Annotated in this window: 11 protein-coding genes and 5 tRNA genes; 7 read left to right on the top strand and 9 right to left on the bottom strand. The window is 60.9% G+C overall.

Annotated features, from left to right (window positions below):
• Positions 1–112 precede the first annotated feature (112 nt).
• Together IZU87_RS14695 and polA are read right to left on the bottom strand one after the other, a co-directional pair.
• On the bottom strand, positions 113–493 hold the full coding sequence (locus IZU87_RS14695) for a hypothetical protein (RefSeq protein ID WP_213115027.1): 381 nt from the start codon (positions 491–493) through the stop codon (positions 113–115).
• 115 nt (positions 494–608) lie between these two features.
• The gene (polA, locus tag IZU87_RS14700; protein ID WP_192838693.1) at positions 609–3,497 is read right to left on the bottom strand and encodes a DNA polymerase I; all 2,889 of its coding nucleotides are present in this window, start codon (positions 3,495–3,497) and stop codon (positions 609–611) included.
• 357 nt (positions 3,498–3,854) lie between these two features.
• On the opposite strand from polA, the gene IZU87_RS14705 reads away from it, so the two are divergent.
• The 3 genes from IZU87_RS14705 to speA all read left to right on the top strand — a co-directional run bounded on the left by IZU87_RS14705 (position 3,855) and on the right by speA (position 7,417).
• Positions 3,855–4,184, top strand: a complete 330-nt coding sequence (locus IZU87_RS14705) for a DUF2782 domain-containing protein (protein ID WP_213115028.1) — start codon at positions 3,855–3,857, stop codon at positions 4,182–4,184.
• A 195-nt stretch (positions 4,185–4,379) separates the two neighbouring features.
• The gene (locus tag IZU87_RS14710) at positions 4,380–5,342 is read left to right on the top strand and encodes a homoserine kinase (RefSeq protein ID WP_213115029.1); all 963 of its coding nucleotides are present in this window, start codon (positions 4,380–4,382) and stop codon (positions 5,340–5,342) included.
• Between the two features lie 176 nt (positions 5,343–5,518).
• Entirely contained in the window at positions 5,519–7,417 is a 1,899-nt protein-coding gene (gene speA, locus IZU87_RS14715; protein WP_213115030.1) for a biosynthetic arginine decarboxylase, read from the top strand.
• A 215-nt stretch (positions 7,418–7,632) separates the two neighbouring features.
• Here the strand turns inward: speA and IZU87_RS14720 are convergent, their stop codons facing one another.
• Both IZU87_RS14720 and thpD read right to left on the bottom strand, forming a co-directional pair.
• Positions 7,633–8,367: a fumarylacetoacetate hydrolase family protein gene (locus IZU87_RS14720; protein ID WP_213115031.1), complete on the bottom strand. Its 735-nt coding sequence runs from the start codon at positions 8,365–8,367 to the stop codon at positions 7,633–7,635.
• Positions 8,368–8,627: 260 nt separating this feature from the next.
• Positions 8,628–9,734 (bottom strand): ectoine hydroxylase, encoded by a 1,107-nt coding sequence (gene thpD / locus IZU87_RS14725; protein WP_349305188.1) that lies wholly within the window; start codon positions 9,732–9,734, stop codon positions 8,628–8,630.
• 588 nt (positions 9,735–10,322) lie between these two features.
• Between thpD and IZU87_RS14730 the strand changes: the two genes are divergently transcribed.
• The 4 genes from IZU87_RS14730 to IZU87_RS14745 all read left to right on the top strand — a co-directional run bounded on the left by IZU87_RS14730 (position 10,323) and on the right by IZU87_RS14745 (position 14,062).
• Entirely contained in the window at positions 10,323–11,246 is a 924-nt protein-coding gene (locus tag IZU87_RS14730; protein WP_249330629.1) for a CsgG/HfaB family protein, read from the top strand.
• 19 nt (positions 11,247–11,265) lie between these two features.
• Complete coding sequence (locus IZU87_RS14735) at positions 11,266–12,129, top strand: hypothetical protein (protein ID WP_213115033.1); 864 nt, start codon at positions 11,266–11,268, stop codon at positions 12,127–12,129.
• A 117-nt stretch (positions 12,130–12,246) separates the two neighbouring features.
• Complete coding sequence (locus tag IZU87_RS14740) at positions 12,247–12,630, top strand: hypothetical protein (RefSeq protein ID WP_213115034.1); 384 nt, start codon at positions 12,247–12,249, stop codon at positions 12,628–12,630.
• A gap of 346 nt (positions 12,631–12,976) precedes the next feature.
• A complete protein-coding gene (locus IZU87_RS14745; protein WP_283248920.1) occupies positions 12,977–14,062 on the top strand; it encodes a sigma-54 interaction domain-containing protein in 1,086 nt (361 codons plus the stop codon).
• Between the two features lie 131 nt (positions 14,063–14,193).
• Here the strand turns inward: IZU87_RS14745 and IZU87_RS14750 are convergent.
• From IZU87_RS14750 to IZU87_RS14770, 5 genes are all read right to left on the bottom strand, one after another.
• Positions 14,194–14,268: transfer RNA gene (locus IZU87_RS14750), tRNA-Gln, on the bottom strand.
• Positions 14,269–14,271: 3 nt separating this feature from the next.
• Positions 14,272–14,347, bottom strand: a tRNA-Phe gene (locus IZU87_RS14755).
• 77 nt (positions 14,348–14,424) lie between these two features.
• Positions 14,425–14,500: transfer RNA gene (locus IZU87_RS14760), tRNA-Thr, on the bottom strand.
• Positions 14,501–14,549: 49 nt separating this feature from the next.
• A tRNA-Gln gene (locus IZU87_RS14765) sits at positions 14,550–14,624 on the bottom strand.
• A gap of 5 nt (positions 14,625–14,629) precedes the next feature.
• A tRNA-Phe gene (locus tag IZU87_RS14770) sits at positions 14,630–14,705 on the bottom strand.
• Position 14,706: the final 1 nt, after the last annotated feature.

The raw sequence follows: 14,706 nt of genomic DNA on the forward strand, positions 1-14,706 counted from the left end.
GCCGGATAAACCGGCTAGTAGAGGAAATAGGCCATCTATACAGGTCAGAAAGCGACCGCTGTTGCGGTTGAAGCACCAGTCTGAGCGCTGCAAACGCGTAGAACCGAATTGATCATCGGTTCCTTAGCTGACTTCCTCGTAATATATGACCATTTCTTAATTTCATTTCTCCAGGATGCCAAGAGTGATGCACATCTACTAGAACATCTGAGCTTGGCTCTATAGGTTCAAATCGAGGAGTTTTTACTCCATACTTCTGTTCAGCAAGGTCCATACAGGAAAGATAGCCACTCATGTCCTCCACCGGTGTATCGGTGACAAGTACTTTATATTTTTTCTGACATTCACGTGCAGTCGGCGTACTCACTACATGAGGCTGAGATTTAACCATTACTGATTGCTGTTGAGCTAAATTATCTTTTGAAGGCCCTACTGTTGCACAAGAACTTAGTAGCGCCGCCGTTACCGACAAAACAATTACTTTAATATTCATAATGCTTCCCTTGTTTTTATATCATAGAATCTAAAGATCCTCATGTTAGCAAAAAACATCAAATAAAAACCCCGCCGGAGCGGGGTTTTTATGATTGCTTTAATGGTGCGTCGCGTTAATGCGCTTCTTCCCAGTTGTCGCCTTGCTCGACTTCGACGAGCAGCGGGACGTCGAGGGAGGCGGCGTTCTGCATGCGCTGCGCGACGTCTTTCATGAAGTCTTCGACCTGGGCTTCGGCGACTTCGAAGACGAGTTCATCGTGTACCTGCATGACCATCATGGCGTCGTATCTGTCGGCACCGTCGCTGCCCGCCAGCCAAGCGTCCACGTCGATCATGGCGCGCTTGATGATGTCGGCGGCGCTGCCTTGCATCGGGGCGTTGATGGCGGTGCGTTCGGCGGCGCTGCGACGCGCGTGATTGCGTGAGCCGATTTCCGGCAGGTAGAGACGACGGCCGAAGATGGTCTCGACGTAGCCCTGCTCGGCGGCGAGCTGACGCGTGTCTTCCATGTAGGTGGCGACGCCCGGATAACGCTCGAAGTAGCGCTCGATGTAGGTCTTGGCCTGGCCGGGTTCGATATCCAGCTGGCGCGAGAGACCCCAGGCGGACATGCCGTAGATCAGCCCGAAGTTGATGGCCTTGGCACTGCGACGCTGGTCACTGCTGACACGCGATTCCTCGGTGCCGAAGACTTCAGCGGCAGTGGCGGCGTGCACGTCGCGGTTGTCGGCGAAGGCCGAGAGCAAGCCCTTGTCACCGGAGAGGTGCGCCATGATGCGCAGCTCGATCTGCGAGTAATCCGCCGCGACGATGCGATAGCCGGGGCGCGCGATGAAGGCCTGACGAATACGACGGCCCTCGTCACTGCGCACCGGGATGTTCTGCAGGTTCGGATCAGACGACGACAGACGCCCCGTGGCGGTGACGGCCTGATGGTAGCTGGTGTGCAGGCGACGCGTGGTCGGGTTGACCAGCTGCGGCAGCTTGTCGGTGTAGGTGCTCTTGAGCTTGGTCATGCCGCGATGGCGCATGATCAGCTTGGGCAGCGGGTAGTCCAGCGCCAGCTCCTCAAGCACCGCTTCGGCGGTGGACGGCGCGCCCTTGGGCGTCTTCTTCTTGACCGGCAGCTTCTGCTCCTCGAAGAGGATCTCGCCCAGCTGCTTGGGCGAAGAGAGGTTGAACTCGCGGCCCGCAAGCTCAAAGGCCTGCTTCTCGATGTCGTGGATCTGCTCGGTCAGCTCGCGGGTCTGGACGTGCAGGCGCTCGGGGTCGATCGCGACGCCGTTGCGCTCGATGCGCGCCAGCACCGGAATCAGCGGATACTCGAACTGACGCAGCACTTCATCCAGACGTCCCAGCTTCTCGATGCGCGGCATCAGCAGCGCGGCGAGACGCAGGGTGATGTCGACATCCTCGCAGGCATACGGCATCGCCTCTTCCAGCGCGATCTGATCAAACGTCAGCTGCTTGGCGCCCTTGCCGGCGATGTCGGTGAAGCTGATGGTGCTCTCGCCCAGATACTTGAGCGCCAGCGAGTCCATGTCGTGACGGGTCGCGGTGGAATTGAGCACGTAGGACATCAGCATGGTGTCGGCCAGCGGGCCGGCCACCGCGATGTCATAGCGCGCCAGCACCTCGATGTCGTACTTGAGGTTCTGGCCGATCTTGGTGATGGCGGTATCGGCGAGAATCGGCGTCAGCGCTTCCAGCACGGCCTGGCGCTCCAGCTGCGCGGGAGCATCCAGATAGCTGTGGGCGACGGGAATGTAGACGGCCTCGCCGACTTCCAGCGCCATGCCGATACCGACGATCTCGGCTTCCATGTAGTTGAGGCTGGTGGTCTCGAGATCGAAGCACAGCGAGGTGGCGTTGCGCACGCGCTCGAGCCACGCGTCCAGCTCGGCCTGCTCGGTGATGGCGCGGTAGTTGCGCTCCTCACGTGGCGGCAGCGCATCGGGCATCTCGTCGCCCTCTTCCGCCGCTTCCAGATCAGGGGTTGGCGCAGCGGCGGTCTTGCCCTTGCCTGAGGCCTTTTCAGCGACCGGCGCGATGCTGTCACCGAACAGGTCACTGCCGGCGACTCCACTGTCCTTCTCGTCGGCATGTGGCGTGGCCGCCATGTCGCCGCCTTCCAGCAGCTCCTTCAGCCAGGCGCGGAATTCCATCTCCTTGTAGAGCTCGACCAGCGCGGCGGTGTCCGGCGCGGCGATCGCGAGGTCATCCAGGCCATATTCCAGCTCGCAGTCCAGCTTGATGGTGGCGAGACGGTAGGAGAGATAGGCATCTTCGCGATGCGCTTCCATCTTCTTGGCCAGGGTCTTGGCGCCACGGAAGCTGAGCGTCTTGATGCGATCGAGATCGCCGTAGATGGTGTCGAGGCCACCTTCCATGCCCTGCAGCAGGCCCAGCGCGGTCTTCTCGCCCACGCCCGGCACGCCGGGAATGTTGTCGACCTTGTCGCCCATCAGCGCGAGGAAGTCGATGATCAGGTTCGGCGGAATGCCGAACTTCTCGGTGACGCCGTCCACGTCCAGCGTCTCGTTCTTCATGGTGTTGACCAGGGTGATGTGCTCGTTCACCAGCTGGGCCATGTCCTTGTCGCCGGTGGAGATGACGGCGTCACGCCCGGCTTCGGTCGCCATGCGCGCCAGGGTGCCGATGACGTCATCGGCCTCGACGCCTTCCACGCACAGCAGGGGCAGGCCAAGGGCACGCACGCAGGCATGCAGCGGCTCGACCTGCAGGCGCAGGTCATCCGGCATCGGCGGACGCTGTGCCTTGTACTCCGGGTACATGTCGTCGCGGAAGGTCTTGCCCTTGGCATCGAAGACCACCGCCATGGGGCTGTCCGGGTACTGGCGGATCAGGCTCTTGAGCATGTTGATCACGCCCTTCACCGCGCCGGTGGGCAGGCCCTTGGAGGTGGTCAGCGGCGGCAGAGCATGAAAGGCACGATAGAGATAGGAAGATCCATCGACGAGAACGATCGGCGTGGCGGCCATGAGCAGTCGCATCCGTAGGCTGAAGGGTGAGCTTGGGGCAAGCAGAGTCGGGGCCGAAAACCTCTCGGCAGCTATGGCTGTCATGATACGCAAGGGCTGCGGCGAGGCACAGTCGCCACCCTCGGCGCGTGTGTCTTCTGCGCCCGGCATTGATGGCGGGAAGTCGTGCACACTGCCGGCAAGGGACGTAAACTGCGCCCATCAGGCAAGGTTTCAGGCCAGCGCCGATTCGCTTGTCTTCTGCACGGGTACGCACCGGGTGCTTGCTCGCAGGCACCCTGCCTGCAGGCCCCTTGCTCACAGAACTTTTGCACGCGGGACCTGATACAGGCTGCGCTTGTGTAAAGGAGGATTGTCATGCGCTCGACTGCTTCCATTGCTCCGCATTCCCTGCTGCGCCTGCCCACGCTGCTGGCCACCGGGCTGCTGCTGGCCGTCACCGCCCTGAGTGCGCCGCTGGCCGTCGCCGAGAGCGAGGCCCCCAAGCCGCAGATCACCAGCCGTCAGCAGGATGACCGCCAGCTGCGCGAATACCGCGTCAATGGCCATCTGTATGCCATCGAGATCATCCCCAAGGGCGGCACGCCCTTCTTCCTGCTCGACAGTGACGGCAACGGCAACTTCATCAAGTCCAGCGTCACCAGCGCCAGCCAGCTCAAGGTACCCGGCTGGGCACTGAAAAAGTGATAAGCTCGGCATCTGGTTCACGCGACAGCTGAGCCAGCAGCGACAGGCGTCACGCCCGCGGCACATCTCTTGCCCCCGGGCGTGGCGGCATCCTTCCTGCATACCTACAACAACTCCTGTCAGCGCATTGCCGCCGCTTCGCTCCGGCGGCGCGCCACTGGCGGGGCGGACACATTTCGGCGAGAAGAGTCACCCATGGCAGTCTTTACCCCCCTGAGCGACGCTCAGGTCGCAGAATTTCTGGCAGAGTACGACGCAGGCACGCTGACATCGCTTGAGGATGTCGCGCACGGCACCGAGAACTCGACCTTCTTCGTCACCACCGATCGCCGCGAGATGGTGCTGACCCTGTTCGAGCAAGGCGAGCATGCGGAACTGCCCTTCTTCGTCGAGCTGCTCGACTTCCTCGCCAGCCACAAGCTGCCGGTGCCGGGCCCGCTGCACGACCGCGACGGCCAGGCGCTCAAGGTGCTGGCAGGCAAGCCGGCGCTGCTATTCCCGCGTATGCCGGGCAACTGGCCGGTCTCGCCCAACGTGGCCCAGTGCCGCGAGATCGGCGCGGCGCTGGGGCGCATGCATGCCGTCTCGCAGCACTTCACCGGCCAGCGCCCCAACACCCGCGACCTGCACTGGATCAAGCCGATGCACCACAAGGTGCTGGCGTATCTGAGCCCGGAAGACCAGGCGCTGATGGCCGACGAGATTGATGTCTGCGAAGACGTCTTCAGCGGTGTCGAGCTGCCGCAGGGCGCGCTGCATGGCGACCTGTTCCGCGACAACACCCTGTTCGACGGCGACCGTCTCGGTGGCATCATCGACTTCTACAACGGCTGCACCGGCGACCTGATCTTCGATCTGTCGATTCTGGTCAATGACTGGTGCTCCAATGACGATGGCCGGCTGGACCAGGCGCGTTATGACGCCCTGCTCAGCGCCTATCTCGCCGAGCGCCCGATGAACGCCGACGAACGCCGCCTGTGGCCGAGCATGCTGCGCATGACCGCGCTGCGCTATTGGCTGTCACGCCTGCTGGTGGTCTACGTGGACCCGCCCGCCCACAGCCTGACGCCGAAGGACCCGGCACAGTACCGCCAGCTGCTGGGTCGCCGCATCGAGGAAGGCGCTCTGCCGCTGCCCGAGGCCACGCAACCGGCCTGATCGGCACCTTCCGTACTGACCGAGTCGTCAAAGCAATTGCCTGCTGGCCCCCAGCAGGCATAATGCGCCCTCTGAGCGCCCGCATTCCTGCGGGCGTCATTGTCTTCTCCGACGCTGCCCACACCTGTTGAGCACCGCCGGGCTTGCCTTCACGCCGTCCATCTCCGGAGAACGCGATGACCTCTTTTGCAGCCGAAGCACGCCGCACCTACAACATCGACCAGTGGGGCAGCGGCTATTTCGACGTGGGCCAGGATGGCCTGACACTGGTGCGCCCGCATGGCGAGCCGGGCACGCCTGCGCTGCCGCTGATCTCGCTGATCGACAAGGCGCGCGCCCAGGGCCTGCGCCTGCCGCTGCTGGTTCGCTTCGCCGATATCCTGCATGACCGCGTCGAGCAGCTGTGTGCCGCCTTCGATGCCGCCATCAGCTCGCGCGGCTATGGCGCCAGCTACACCGCCGTCTACCCGATCAAGGTCAATCAGCAGCGTCGCGTGGTCGAGGAACTGCTGGCGACCAGCGAGCGCTCACGCGGGCGTGTCGGGCTGGAAGCCGGCAGCAAGCCGGAACTGCTTGCCGTGCTGGCGCTGTCGGACAGCGGCCCGTCGGTGATCGTCTGCAATGGCTACAAGGACCGCGAATACGTGCGTCTGGCGCTGATGGGCGAGAAGCTTGGCCACCGCGTGCACCTGGTGGTCGAGAAGGCCAGCGAGCTGGAACTGGTGCTGGAAGAGGCCAGGCGCCTCGGCGTGCGTCCGCGCATCGGCCTGCGCGCGCGTCTGGCCACCATCGGCAAGGGCAACTGGCAGAACACCGGCGGCGAGAAGTCCAAGTTCGGCCTGACCGCCAGCCAGATCGTCGCGCTGGTCGAGCGTCTGCGCGAGGTGGATGCGCTGGACTGCCTCAAGCTGGTCCACTTCCATCTTGGCTCCCAGGTCGCGGACATCAGCGATATCCAGCGCGGTCTGGCCGAGTGCGCGCGCTTCTATCAGGGCCTGCACGAAGCTGGCGCCGGCGTGGAAATCGTCGATGTCGGTGGCGGCCTGGGCGTGGACTACGAAGGCACTCGCTCGGAAAGCGCCTGCTCGCTCAACTACTCGATGCGCGAATATGCCGACTATGTGGTCGGTGCCTTCCACGCCGTCTGTGATGCCCATGACCTGCCGCATCCGCACATCATCTCCGAATCCGGCCGCGCCCTGACCGCCCATCATGCGGTGCTGGTGACGGACGTGATCGGCGAGGAGCGCGTGAACCTGCCGCTGCCCGCACGCCGCGAGGACGATGCCCAGATCGCCGCGCTGTGGGCGCAGGCCGCACGACTGGAAGGACAGCTTGAGCCGCGTGAGCTGGTGGAGATCTACCACGCCGTGGTGCATGCCCAGCATCAGGTGCAGGAGCGCTTCGTGATGGGGCTGGCGAGCATCGCCATCCGCGCCGAGGCCGAGGCCATCTACACCAACGTGTGTCGCAGCCTGGCCGGGCGTCTCGATGCGCGTCAGCGTTCGCATCGCGCGGTGCTCGATGAGCTCAACGAGAAGCTGGCCGACAAGCTGTTCGTCAACTTCTCGCTGTTCCAGTCGCTGCCGGACATCTGGGGCATCGAGCAGATCTTCCCGATTTTGCCGCTGACCGGTCTCGATCGCGCGCCGACACGACGTGGCGTGATTCAGGACATCACCTGCGACAGCGATGGCCGCATCGACACTTATGTGGATGACCAGGGCCTGGACGCCACCCTGCCGCTGCCGGAATGGCATGCCGATGAGGAGAAGCTGCTCGGCTTCTTCATGGTCGGCGCCTATCAGGAAATCCTCGGCGACCTGCACAACCTGTTCGGCGATACCGATTCCGTGGATGCCAGCCTCGACGACGATGGCCAGTGGCAGCTTTCCCATGCGATTCAGGGTGATAGCGTGGCGCAGGTGCTGCGCTACGTGAACTTCGACCCGGAGCAGCTGGCCGCACGTCTCGCGCGTCAGCTCAAGTCATCCAACCTGAATGCGCTGGAACAGGCAGACCTGCTCGAAGACCTGAAGGCCGGTCTCGACGGCTATACCTACCTGGAGAGCTAAGACTTGTGCGAGGCTCGTTCCCTGGCTCAATGAACCGAGCTCGCCAGGAACAGATTCAAAAGCTAAGGCCCAGACAGCAAAAGCCCCTGCCGGTGACCCGGCAGGGGCTTTTCTTTTTCAGAACTCGCTCAGGGCTGCTGTCTACTCGCTCAGGGCTGCTTTCAACTCACTCAGGGCTACTGCCTACTCGCTCAGGGCTGGCTCAGCCCCAGACGTCATGCCACGCCGCGCGTGCGTGTCTCGATGCGCAACAGCTCGCCACTGCCATCCGGGGCGTCCAGCGCCAGTGCCAGCGCCTGATCCGGATTCAGCTCGCCGACACCTTCCGGCGTGCCGGTCAGCACCACATCGCCGGGCAGCAGGGTGAAGCTGTGGCTGATCTCACTGAGCAGACGCGCAACGGGGAACAGCATCAGGCTGGTATCCGCTTGCTGGCGCTGCTCGCCGTCGATGGCGAAGCGATAGTGCAGCGCCTGGAAATCCACGCTGTGCAGCTCGCCGTCGGCATCGCGCCAACGCGGCCCTTCCAGCGCCACGAAGGAAGACAACGGACAGCTGCCATCGAAGGCCTTGGCCAGCTCCCACGGCTGGCCCTTGGCCTTGAGCTTGCTCTGGCGCTCACGCAGGGTCAGGTCCAGTGCCAGGCCCATGCCGGCCAGTGCTTCCAGCGCCTCTGCTTCGCTGGCTTCACACAGCGGCTTGCCGATCAGCAGCGCCAGCTCGGCCTCGTAATGGTACTGGCCACGACGCCGCGAGATCGCCAATGGCTTGTCCATCGGCGTCACGCTGGTGGCGGGCTTGATGAACAGCAGCGGCTCGCTGGGCACTTCATTGCCGAGCTCCGCGGCGTGGGCTGCGTAATTGCGGCCGACACAGACCACCTTGCCGAGGTCATGAGCGAAGACGCGACCATCGCTGAAACGCGGGGTGAAACGCTGAGCAAGCGGCATGCAGAACTCCTGTCGGGGCGTGATGGAGGATCAATGAAAGACGATCAATGAGAGATATCGCAATGATACGTCGCCCCGACAGCCTGCCACTACCACACCAACGTCCGAGATTTCGCCGCCTGAGCGCAACCCGGCGTTGTGCAGTTCAGTCCACTTCGGTCTTCAAAGCTCAGCTTTCAAGCTTGGTCTTCCACTTCAGTCTTCAAGCTCGGTCTTCCACTTCAGTCTTCAAGCTCGGTCTTCAACTCCAGTTTTCAAGCTCAGTCTTCAAGTTCATCCCAGCCACCATCGAGACGGTGTGCGAGAAATTCCGGGCGCGGACGTGCGGCGGCAAAGGGTGCCTGCATCGCGTTGTCGACGCGGTTGTAGACGAAGAAGGCGTTGCTGCGCGGGTCCGGCGACATGTTGGCGTTGGAGCCATGCAGCGTATTGCAGTCGAACATCAACAGACCACCGGCGGCGCCGGTCGGTGCTTCGATACCACGCTCGGCGATCAGCTCGCTCAGTGCTTCGCGCGAGGGCACACCGACCTTCTGGGTCTGCAGGGATGACTTGTGGTTGTCATCCGGCGTCTTGCCCAGGCAGTGCACGAAGACTTCATGCGAGCCGGGGATCAGCATCAGCGGACCATTGAAGTGGTGATTGTCGGTCAGGATGATCGAGGCGCTGACCGCGCGCATCTCCGGCATGCCATCCTCGGCGTGCCAGGTCTCGAAGTCCGAGTGCCAGTTGAAGCCCTTGCCCTCGAAGCCCGGCTTGTAGTTGATGCGCGACTGGTGGAGATAGACATCGCCCCCCAGGATCTGGCGTGCGCGATCGACCAGGCGCGGGTCTTCTGCCAGCTGGCGGAAGCGCTCGGACAGGAAGTGCACGGCGAAGATGGAGCGAATCTCGCGGCTCTTGGGCTCGGTGATGGTGAAGTCACGCCCCTGCCACTCTTCGTTGTCGAGCAGCGCTGCCAGCTCGGTCTTCAGCGCCTCGACTTCCTCCGGCGCCAGGAATTCCGGCTCGAACAGGAAGCCGTCACTCTTGAAACGCTTGAGCTGCTCGGCGCCCAGCGGCCCCTCATCGGCACGCGAGTGCACGACGGGCTCACGGCGCTTCTGCCACAGATGCTCCGGCGGCTGGCTCAGGCGCGTCGGATAGGCGTCTCTCGAGTGATCGGAGCCTCGATCGCTGCCCGACTTGTCGAGATAGGCTTCCGGCGCCTGATCACGGTCGGCATTGGTCTGACGGGCGTCCAGCTGCTGATTGGAGGCTTCTGCAGCGGCGCTGACGTTGCCACCATCGGTCTGCTCATGTTGGCGTTGCTTGGACGAAAGAGCAGAAGTGGCGTTGTACGAGGTCATATGGCGTGAAGCTGTCATCATGCTCTCCTTAAGGCATCAATGTCTTGCATTGAGGAAAGTGGAATCTGGCGTTCTAGCATGCGGCTTGCCCGCACTGTCCCACCTATGGGCCATACAACAGACTTCAACCCCGAGATTCATGAAATAAGCATAGAGATCTGATCCACAAGATCGTTAAAAGACCATCCAATCTCACACCACACCCGCCATCACCCTTCTCAAGAAAACATGAGGCTGCCTGTGCCTCGCGGATGACAAATTCCTTCAGTCATCCCCTCTCGCCAGTCCCGACTCATCCTGCTGCCACGAATTCTCATCTTCCGTGAGACAAGCGGCTTAATCAGCGACTCATCACTGGCACCACGCCCGTGCTATTTCCCCTCACTTCGCTTCGCAATTTGCAAAACGCATCGCACGCAACATTGCGCATTAATGCGTAAGTGTCTGTGAAATATTGTGAAATTGTTTGGCACGTTTCGTGCCCCTTAGAAAACACGGCAGAACAACTGATAGAGACATATCAGAGAAAAATAACGGCGCAGGATCATGCGTCACACCAGGGGAACTTCCAGCATGTTTAAGCCACGGATATGCATGGCCGCTTGCATGGCCACAGTGCTGGGGGGCTGCGCCGCTGTCGAACCGAAATTCGACAATGTCGAACCGGTCGTAGGGCCACCAGTCACCTCCAACAATACGCCATATAGCGAATGCCTCGTATCACTCAGTCGAATTCAGGGTGCCACCAACCTGCCTGTGATTGCAGTGGGTCAGGTGACGGACAAGACCGGCCAACGCAGTTATTCCACCGTGACAGAGAGCGCTGCCGTAACCCAGGGCGTATCCGAGATGCTGATAAGTGCTCTCTACAAGACTCGCAAGGTGCATCTTACCGAGCGTCTCGATGTACGAGTCCCGCTGGCAGAGCAGCAGCTTTTCGAGAATAAGGCTATGGCCTACTCGCCGCGCAAACTGGCAGTTCTCCCTTCGCATTTCGTGGTTCTTGGTGCACTGACAGAGCTCAATTACAACATTTCAAGTGGTGGAGCTCGACTGTTCGTCAGCGGAATCGGGGCCGGACTGCGCACTGCAGTCATCAACGTCGGCCTGGACCTGCGCATGGTCGATATCCGCACCTTCCGCACCGTCTATGTCACCAGCCTGCAGAAGCAGGTGGTGGGTTACGAAGTCGAAGCCGGTATCTACCGCTTCTTCGGCAATCAGTTGGTCGAGTTTGACTCCGGCGCAGTGCGCAATGAACCACTGCAGCTGGGGGTGAGATCAGTCGTGGAGATGGGCGCGTATCAGCTTCTGACTGAAGGCCTGGGACTTCCTGTACCTGCGGGACAGGAATGTGCATTGCACCCGGGACAGCATGTTGCAGATGACGATAGCAACACGCAGCAAGTGGCCGCAGCCAATACCAGCAGTAATGCAGCAAGTGGCAATGAATCAAATGAAGCAGTCGCAACACCGTTGCAAGCAACACCCGCATCAGAAGTACCGGCAGCATCCAGCGCAGCACAATAAGTCAACATTCATGAGGAACATGACAATGACTACCTATAATAAGCTCGCAGTCGCCATCGGTCTCGTAAGTGGTGTGATGATGGCAAGTCAGGCGCAAGCCTTCGACAATGTCCATTGGAAATGGCATGGCCACGTTGACACGCATATCAAGGTGGGAGCCCATATCGATCCGACGATCGACGATCCGGGCGGCCTGGTGATGGTGGAAAACTTCCAGAAGCAGATCGGGGATGTCAGCTCGGAAGCCGTCGTCAGTGACATCAGTTACGGCTCTGGCCCCGGTGAGACCACCACCGAAGTCGGGATTGGCGTGGGCGCAGCCGCAGGAGCAGCCGCAGGTGCAGGGGCCAGCTCGTATGGCGGCTGGTTTGGCTCTGGTGCAAATGCCAGTGCCGGTGCCATCGCAGGCGCAGGCGCAGGGGCCATTGGCTATATCAATACCACCACCACCGACCCCGTCGTGAATGCTGATATCACACGCCTGGAAAGCCTGGAAAATGCGGCGACCTCAGTCGGCAACAATGCCTCACTGGAAAGCGATGCCATGGTCAACCTGCACAACGAGCAGTTCTTGGCAGGGGGTTATTACCAGAAAGCGAACATCGACTCAGTGGCCACTGTCGAGAACATTCTCAATCTGAGCGTGGACAACGCCGCGACCTCCGTGGGCAACAACCTGTCGGTCACCCAGGACACAACTGGTCTTGATACCGCCCTGATTGCCGACAATACCCAGATGAGCTTCGCCAATGTGACCTCCACTGCCTCAGTCAGCGACATCACGCTCGGCTTGCCGCCAGTGGGCAGCTTCGAGGGCCCGGTCATCAACAATGCTGCGACCTCAGTGGGCAACAACGTCTCCATCAATGTCGGTCCGCAATAATCCAGCGACAGCCTGATCAACACACGCGGGGTAACCCGCGTGTGTTTCAGCATCTGCCAACACCAGATTCTTCACGCATCAGACACTGCATCTTTCACAGAGCGAAAGGAGCAAGACATGAATGCCTTTACACGTATCAGCCTGGGAGTCGTCAGCGCGGGATGCCTGCTGGCCACGACGGTCAGCGCCAACTCGCTGATGGGGCCCTTCCCCTACGACTTTCCGGCACGTAGCGCAGAAACCGCCTTGATCCTCTACGAGAGCAAGAAGGCCGGCAGCCTGGGGGAAGGGTCCGATACCAATATCGGGGAATATACCCTCAATACCGGCAGCAGCACCTCGATCGGCAACTGGCAACAGATCGAACAGACGCTGAGTGATGGTTCCACCGGCACCATCGATGGCACTGCGGATCAGTCCGCGGATGGCAGCTCTCAGACGTCGTCGACTGACTTCACCATCACCCACAACAACGAAGATGAGGAGGAAGACGCCCAGTGATGCACTGCTCGGGACAGTCATCCGCGGGAAGACAGACCGTCAGATACCAGAACTCACCCTTTCAGCGTGAGTAGAGAGTTGGTCAGCCAGGCGAGCGTCGAGACTGAGAAGTCTGCCACTCAGGGGGAGCGGAAAAAACGCACTAAAAGCCGCCATGATCATCTCGCACAAGTCATTAACCTCTATATGGGTACTCGATAAACTCCCAAGACGAACACTCAACGCTGGAGAATCCAGACTCTCCGGTGAGGCTGTCACCAGAAGCAGCCCGACAATTATTCTTTCGCAGCCCGCTCGCACGAAGCGCAGGCAATGCAGAAAGACCAGCAGCAAGGGAACAACACTCATGACCGCACTGAAAGCTCATCAGGCTGCATCATCGGCTACTGCATTGAATCTGGCTGACGATATCTCCACTACCTCGCGGGTAAGGGAACTACCGGTAAAGCGACCTCGCGGTTTTGGGGAGTTTATCGGAGACTCATCGGCCATGCAGACGCTCTATCGCACTCTCATCCAGGTCGCCCACTCGGACGCTCCCATCTTCATCACCGGCGAAAGCGGCAGCGGCAAGGAATTGTGTGCCACTGCCATTCACCGCCATAGCCCGGTACGTGACGGCCCGTTCATCGCCGTCAATTGTGCCGCCATTCCGGCAGAACTGCTGGAGTCGCAATTGTTCGGACATGTGCGCGGGGCTTTCACGGGGGCCGTGAGCGCCCAGCAGGGGCTCGCCGTGGCGGCAGATGGGGGGACCCTGTTTCTCGATGAGATCGCGGAGCTACCGCTACCCTTGCAGAGCAAGCTGCTGCGCTTCCTGCAGACAGGACAGGTAATGCCGGTGGGCGCCACGCGCACGGTAGAGGTCAATTGCCGTATCGTGTGCGCCACGCATCAGAACCCGCGGGTACTGGTCGATACCCACCGCTTCCGGGAAGACCTCTTCTATCGTCTGCACGTCATCCCGCTCAAGGTGCCGCCGCTGCGCGAGCGCGGTCAGGATATCCTAGAGATCGCCACCGGACTGTTGGGGCGCATGGCAGGCCACGAACGCAAGCGCTTCACACGACTCAGTGCATGCGCCGAGCGTCAGCTGCTGGCCCATGACTGGCCCGGCAACGTGCGAGAGCTGGAAAACACGCTGCGGCGCGCCATCATCCTCAATGATGGCGAGGTGCTGACGGCCGACATGCTGGACCTGCCCTCCAGCACGGCGTATCGCACGCCTCTCAGCCACAACGCGCAGGAGGACAGCGAGACCACGTTGCGCCCGCTGTGGATGGTCGAACGCGAGGCGATCGAGAGCGTCATCAGCGCCTGTGATGGCAGTATCCCCCGCGCTGCGGCGATACTGGAGATTGCGCCCTCCACCATCTATCGCAAGCGCCTGATCTGGCTGGCGATGCACCCGGACGAGCACACCTCGCACTGAGATGAGCGCCGGCCCACGGCATGCCCCGTCGCCCCCCAGACCTTTACTCCAGACGCAAAAAAGCCACCCCGAAGGGTGGCTTTTCTGTTGGCTGCCGAATTCATCCTGCGACTTCATCAGCTAGCCAGAATTGGCTGGGGTACCAGGACTCGAACCTGGGAATGCCGATACCAAAAACCGGTGCCTTACCACTTGGCTATACCCCAATTTGGTGGCCAGAGACGGAATCGAACCGCCGACACGGGGATTTTCAATCCCCTGCTCTACCAACTGAGCTATCTGGCCAACCTGAAGACACAAAAAAAGCCGCCAAGGCGACCTCTATATCATGTGTTCTTCGCTCATCTACAGAAGCCTGAAGATGGTGCCGGCTAAAGGAGTCGAACCCTCGACCTACTGATTACAAGTCAGTTGCTCTACCAACTGAGCTAAGCCGGCACAAAGAACTCATGATATGAGTCTTCTTACTACGTTACTGCATGTCAGCTGGCTGGGGTACCAGGACTCGAACCTGGGAATGCCGATACCAAAAACCGGTGCCTTACCACTTGGCTATACCCCAACACTTGGTGGCCAGAGACGGAATCGAACCGCCGACACGGGGATTTTCAATCCCCTGCTCTACCAACTGAGCTATCTGGCCC

The organism is Cobetia sp. MC34 (assembly GCF_018340035.1).
GTDB lineage: Bacteria > Pseudomonadota > Gammaproteobacteria > Pseudomonadales > Halomonadaceae > Cobetia > Cobetia amphilecti.

Excerpts from the sequence above, each read along its gene's own strand:
- IZU87_RS14695 (WP_213115027.1), bottom strand. The coding sequence starts at position 493 with ATGAATATTAAAGTAATTGTTTTGTCGGTAACGGCGGCGCTACTAAGT.
- polA (WP_192838693.1), bottom strand. The coding sequence starts at position 3,497 with ATGGCCGCCACGCCGATCGTTCTCGTCGATGGATCTTCCTATCTCTAT.
- IZU87_RS14705 (WP_213115028.1), top strand. The coding sequence starts at position 3,855 with ATGCGCTCGACTGCTTCCATTGCTCCGCATTCCCTGCTGCGCCTGCCC.
- IZU87_RS14710 (WP_213115029.1), top strand. The coding sequence starts at position 4,380 with ATGGCAGTCTTTACCCCCCTGAGCGACGCTCAGGTCGCAGAATTTCTG.
- speA (WP_213115030.1), top strand. The coding sequence starts at position 5,519 with ATGACCTCTTTTGCAGCCGAAGCACGCCGCACCTACAACATCGACCAG.
- IZU87_RS14720 (WP_213115031.1), bottom strand. The coding sequence starts at position 8,367 with ATGCCGCTTGCTCAGCGTTTCACCCCGCGTTTCAGCGATGGTCGCGTC.
- thpD (WP_349305188.1), bottom strand. The coding sequence starts at position 9,734 with ATGACAGCTTCACGCCATATGACCTCGTACAACGCCACTTCTGCTCTT.
- IZU87_RS14730 (WP_249330629.1), top strand. The coding sequence starts at position 10,323 with ATGGCCACAGTGCTGGGGGGCTGCGCCGCTGTCGAACCGAAATTCGAC.
- IZU87_RS14735 (WP_213115033.1), top strand. The coding sequence starts at position 11,266 with ATGACAATGACTACCTATAATAAGCTCGCAGTCGCCATCGGTCTCGTA.
- IZU87_RS14740 (WP_213115034.1), top strand. The coding sequence starts at position 12,247 with ATGAATGCCTTTACACGTATCAGCCTGGGAGTCGTCAGCGCGGGATGC.
- IZU87_RS14745 (WP_283248920.1), top strand. The coding sequence starts at position 12,977 with ATGACCGCACTGAAAGCTCATCAGGCTGCATCATCGGCTACTGCATTG.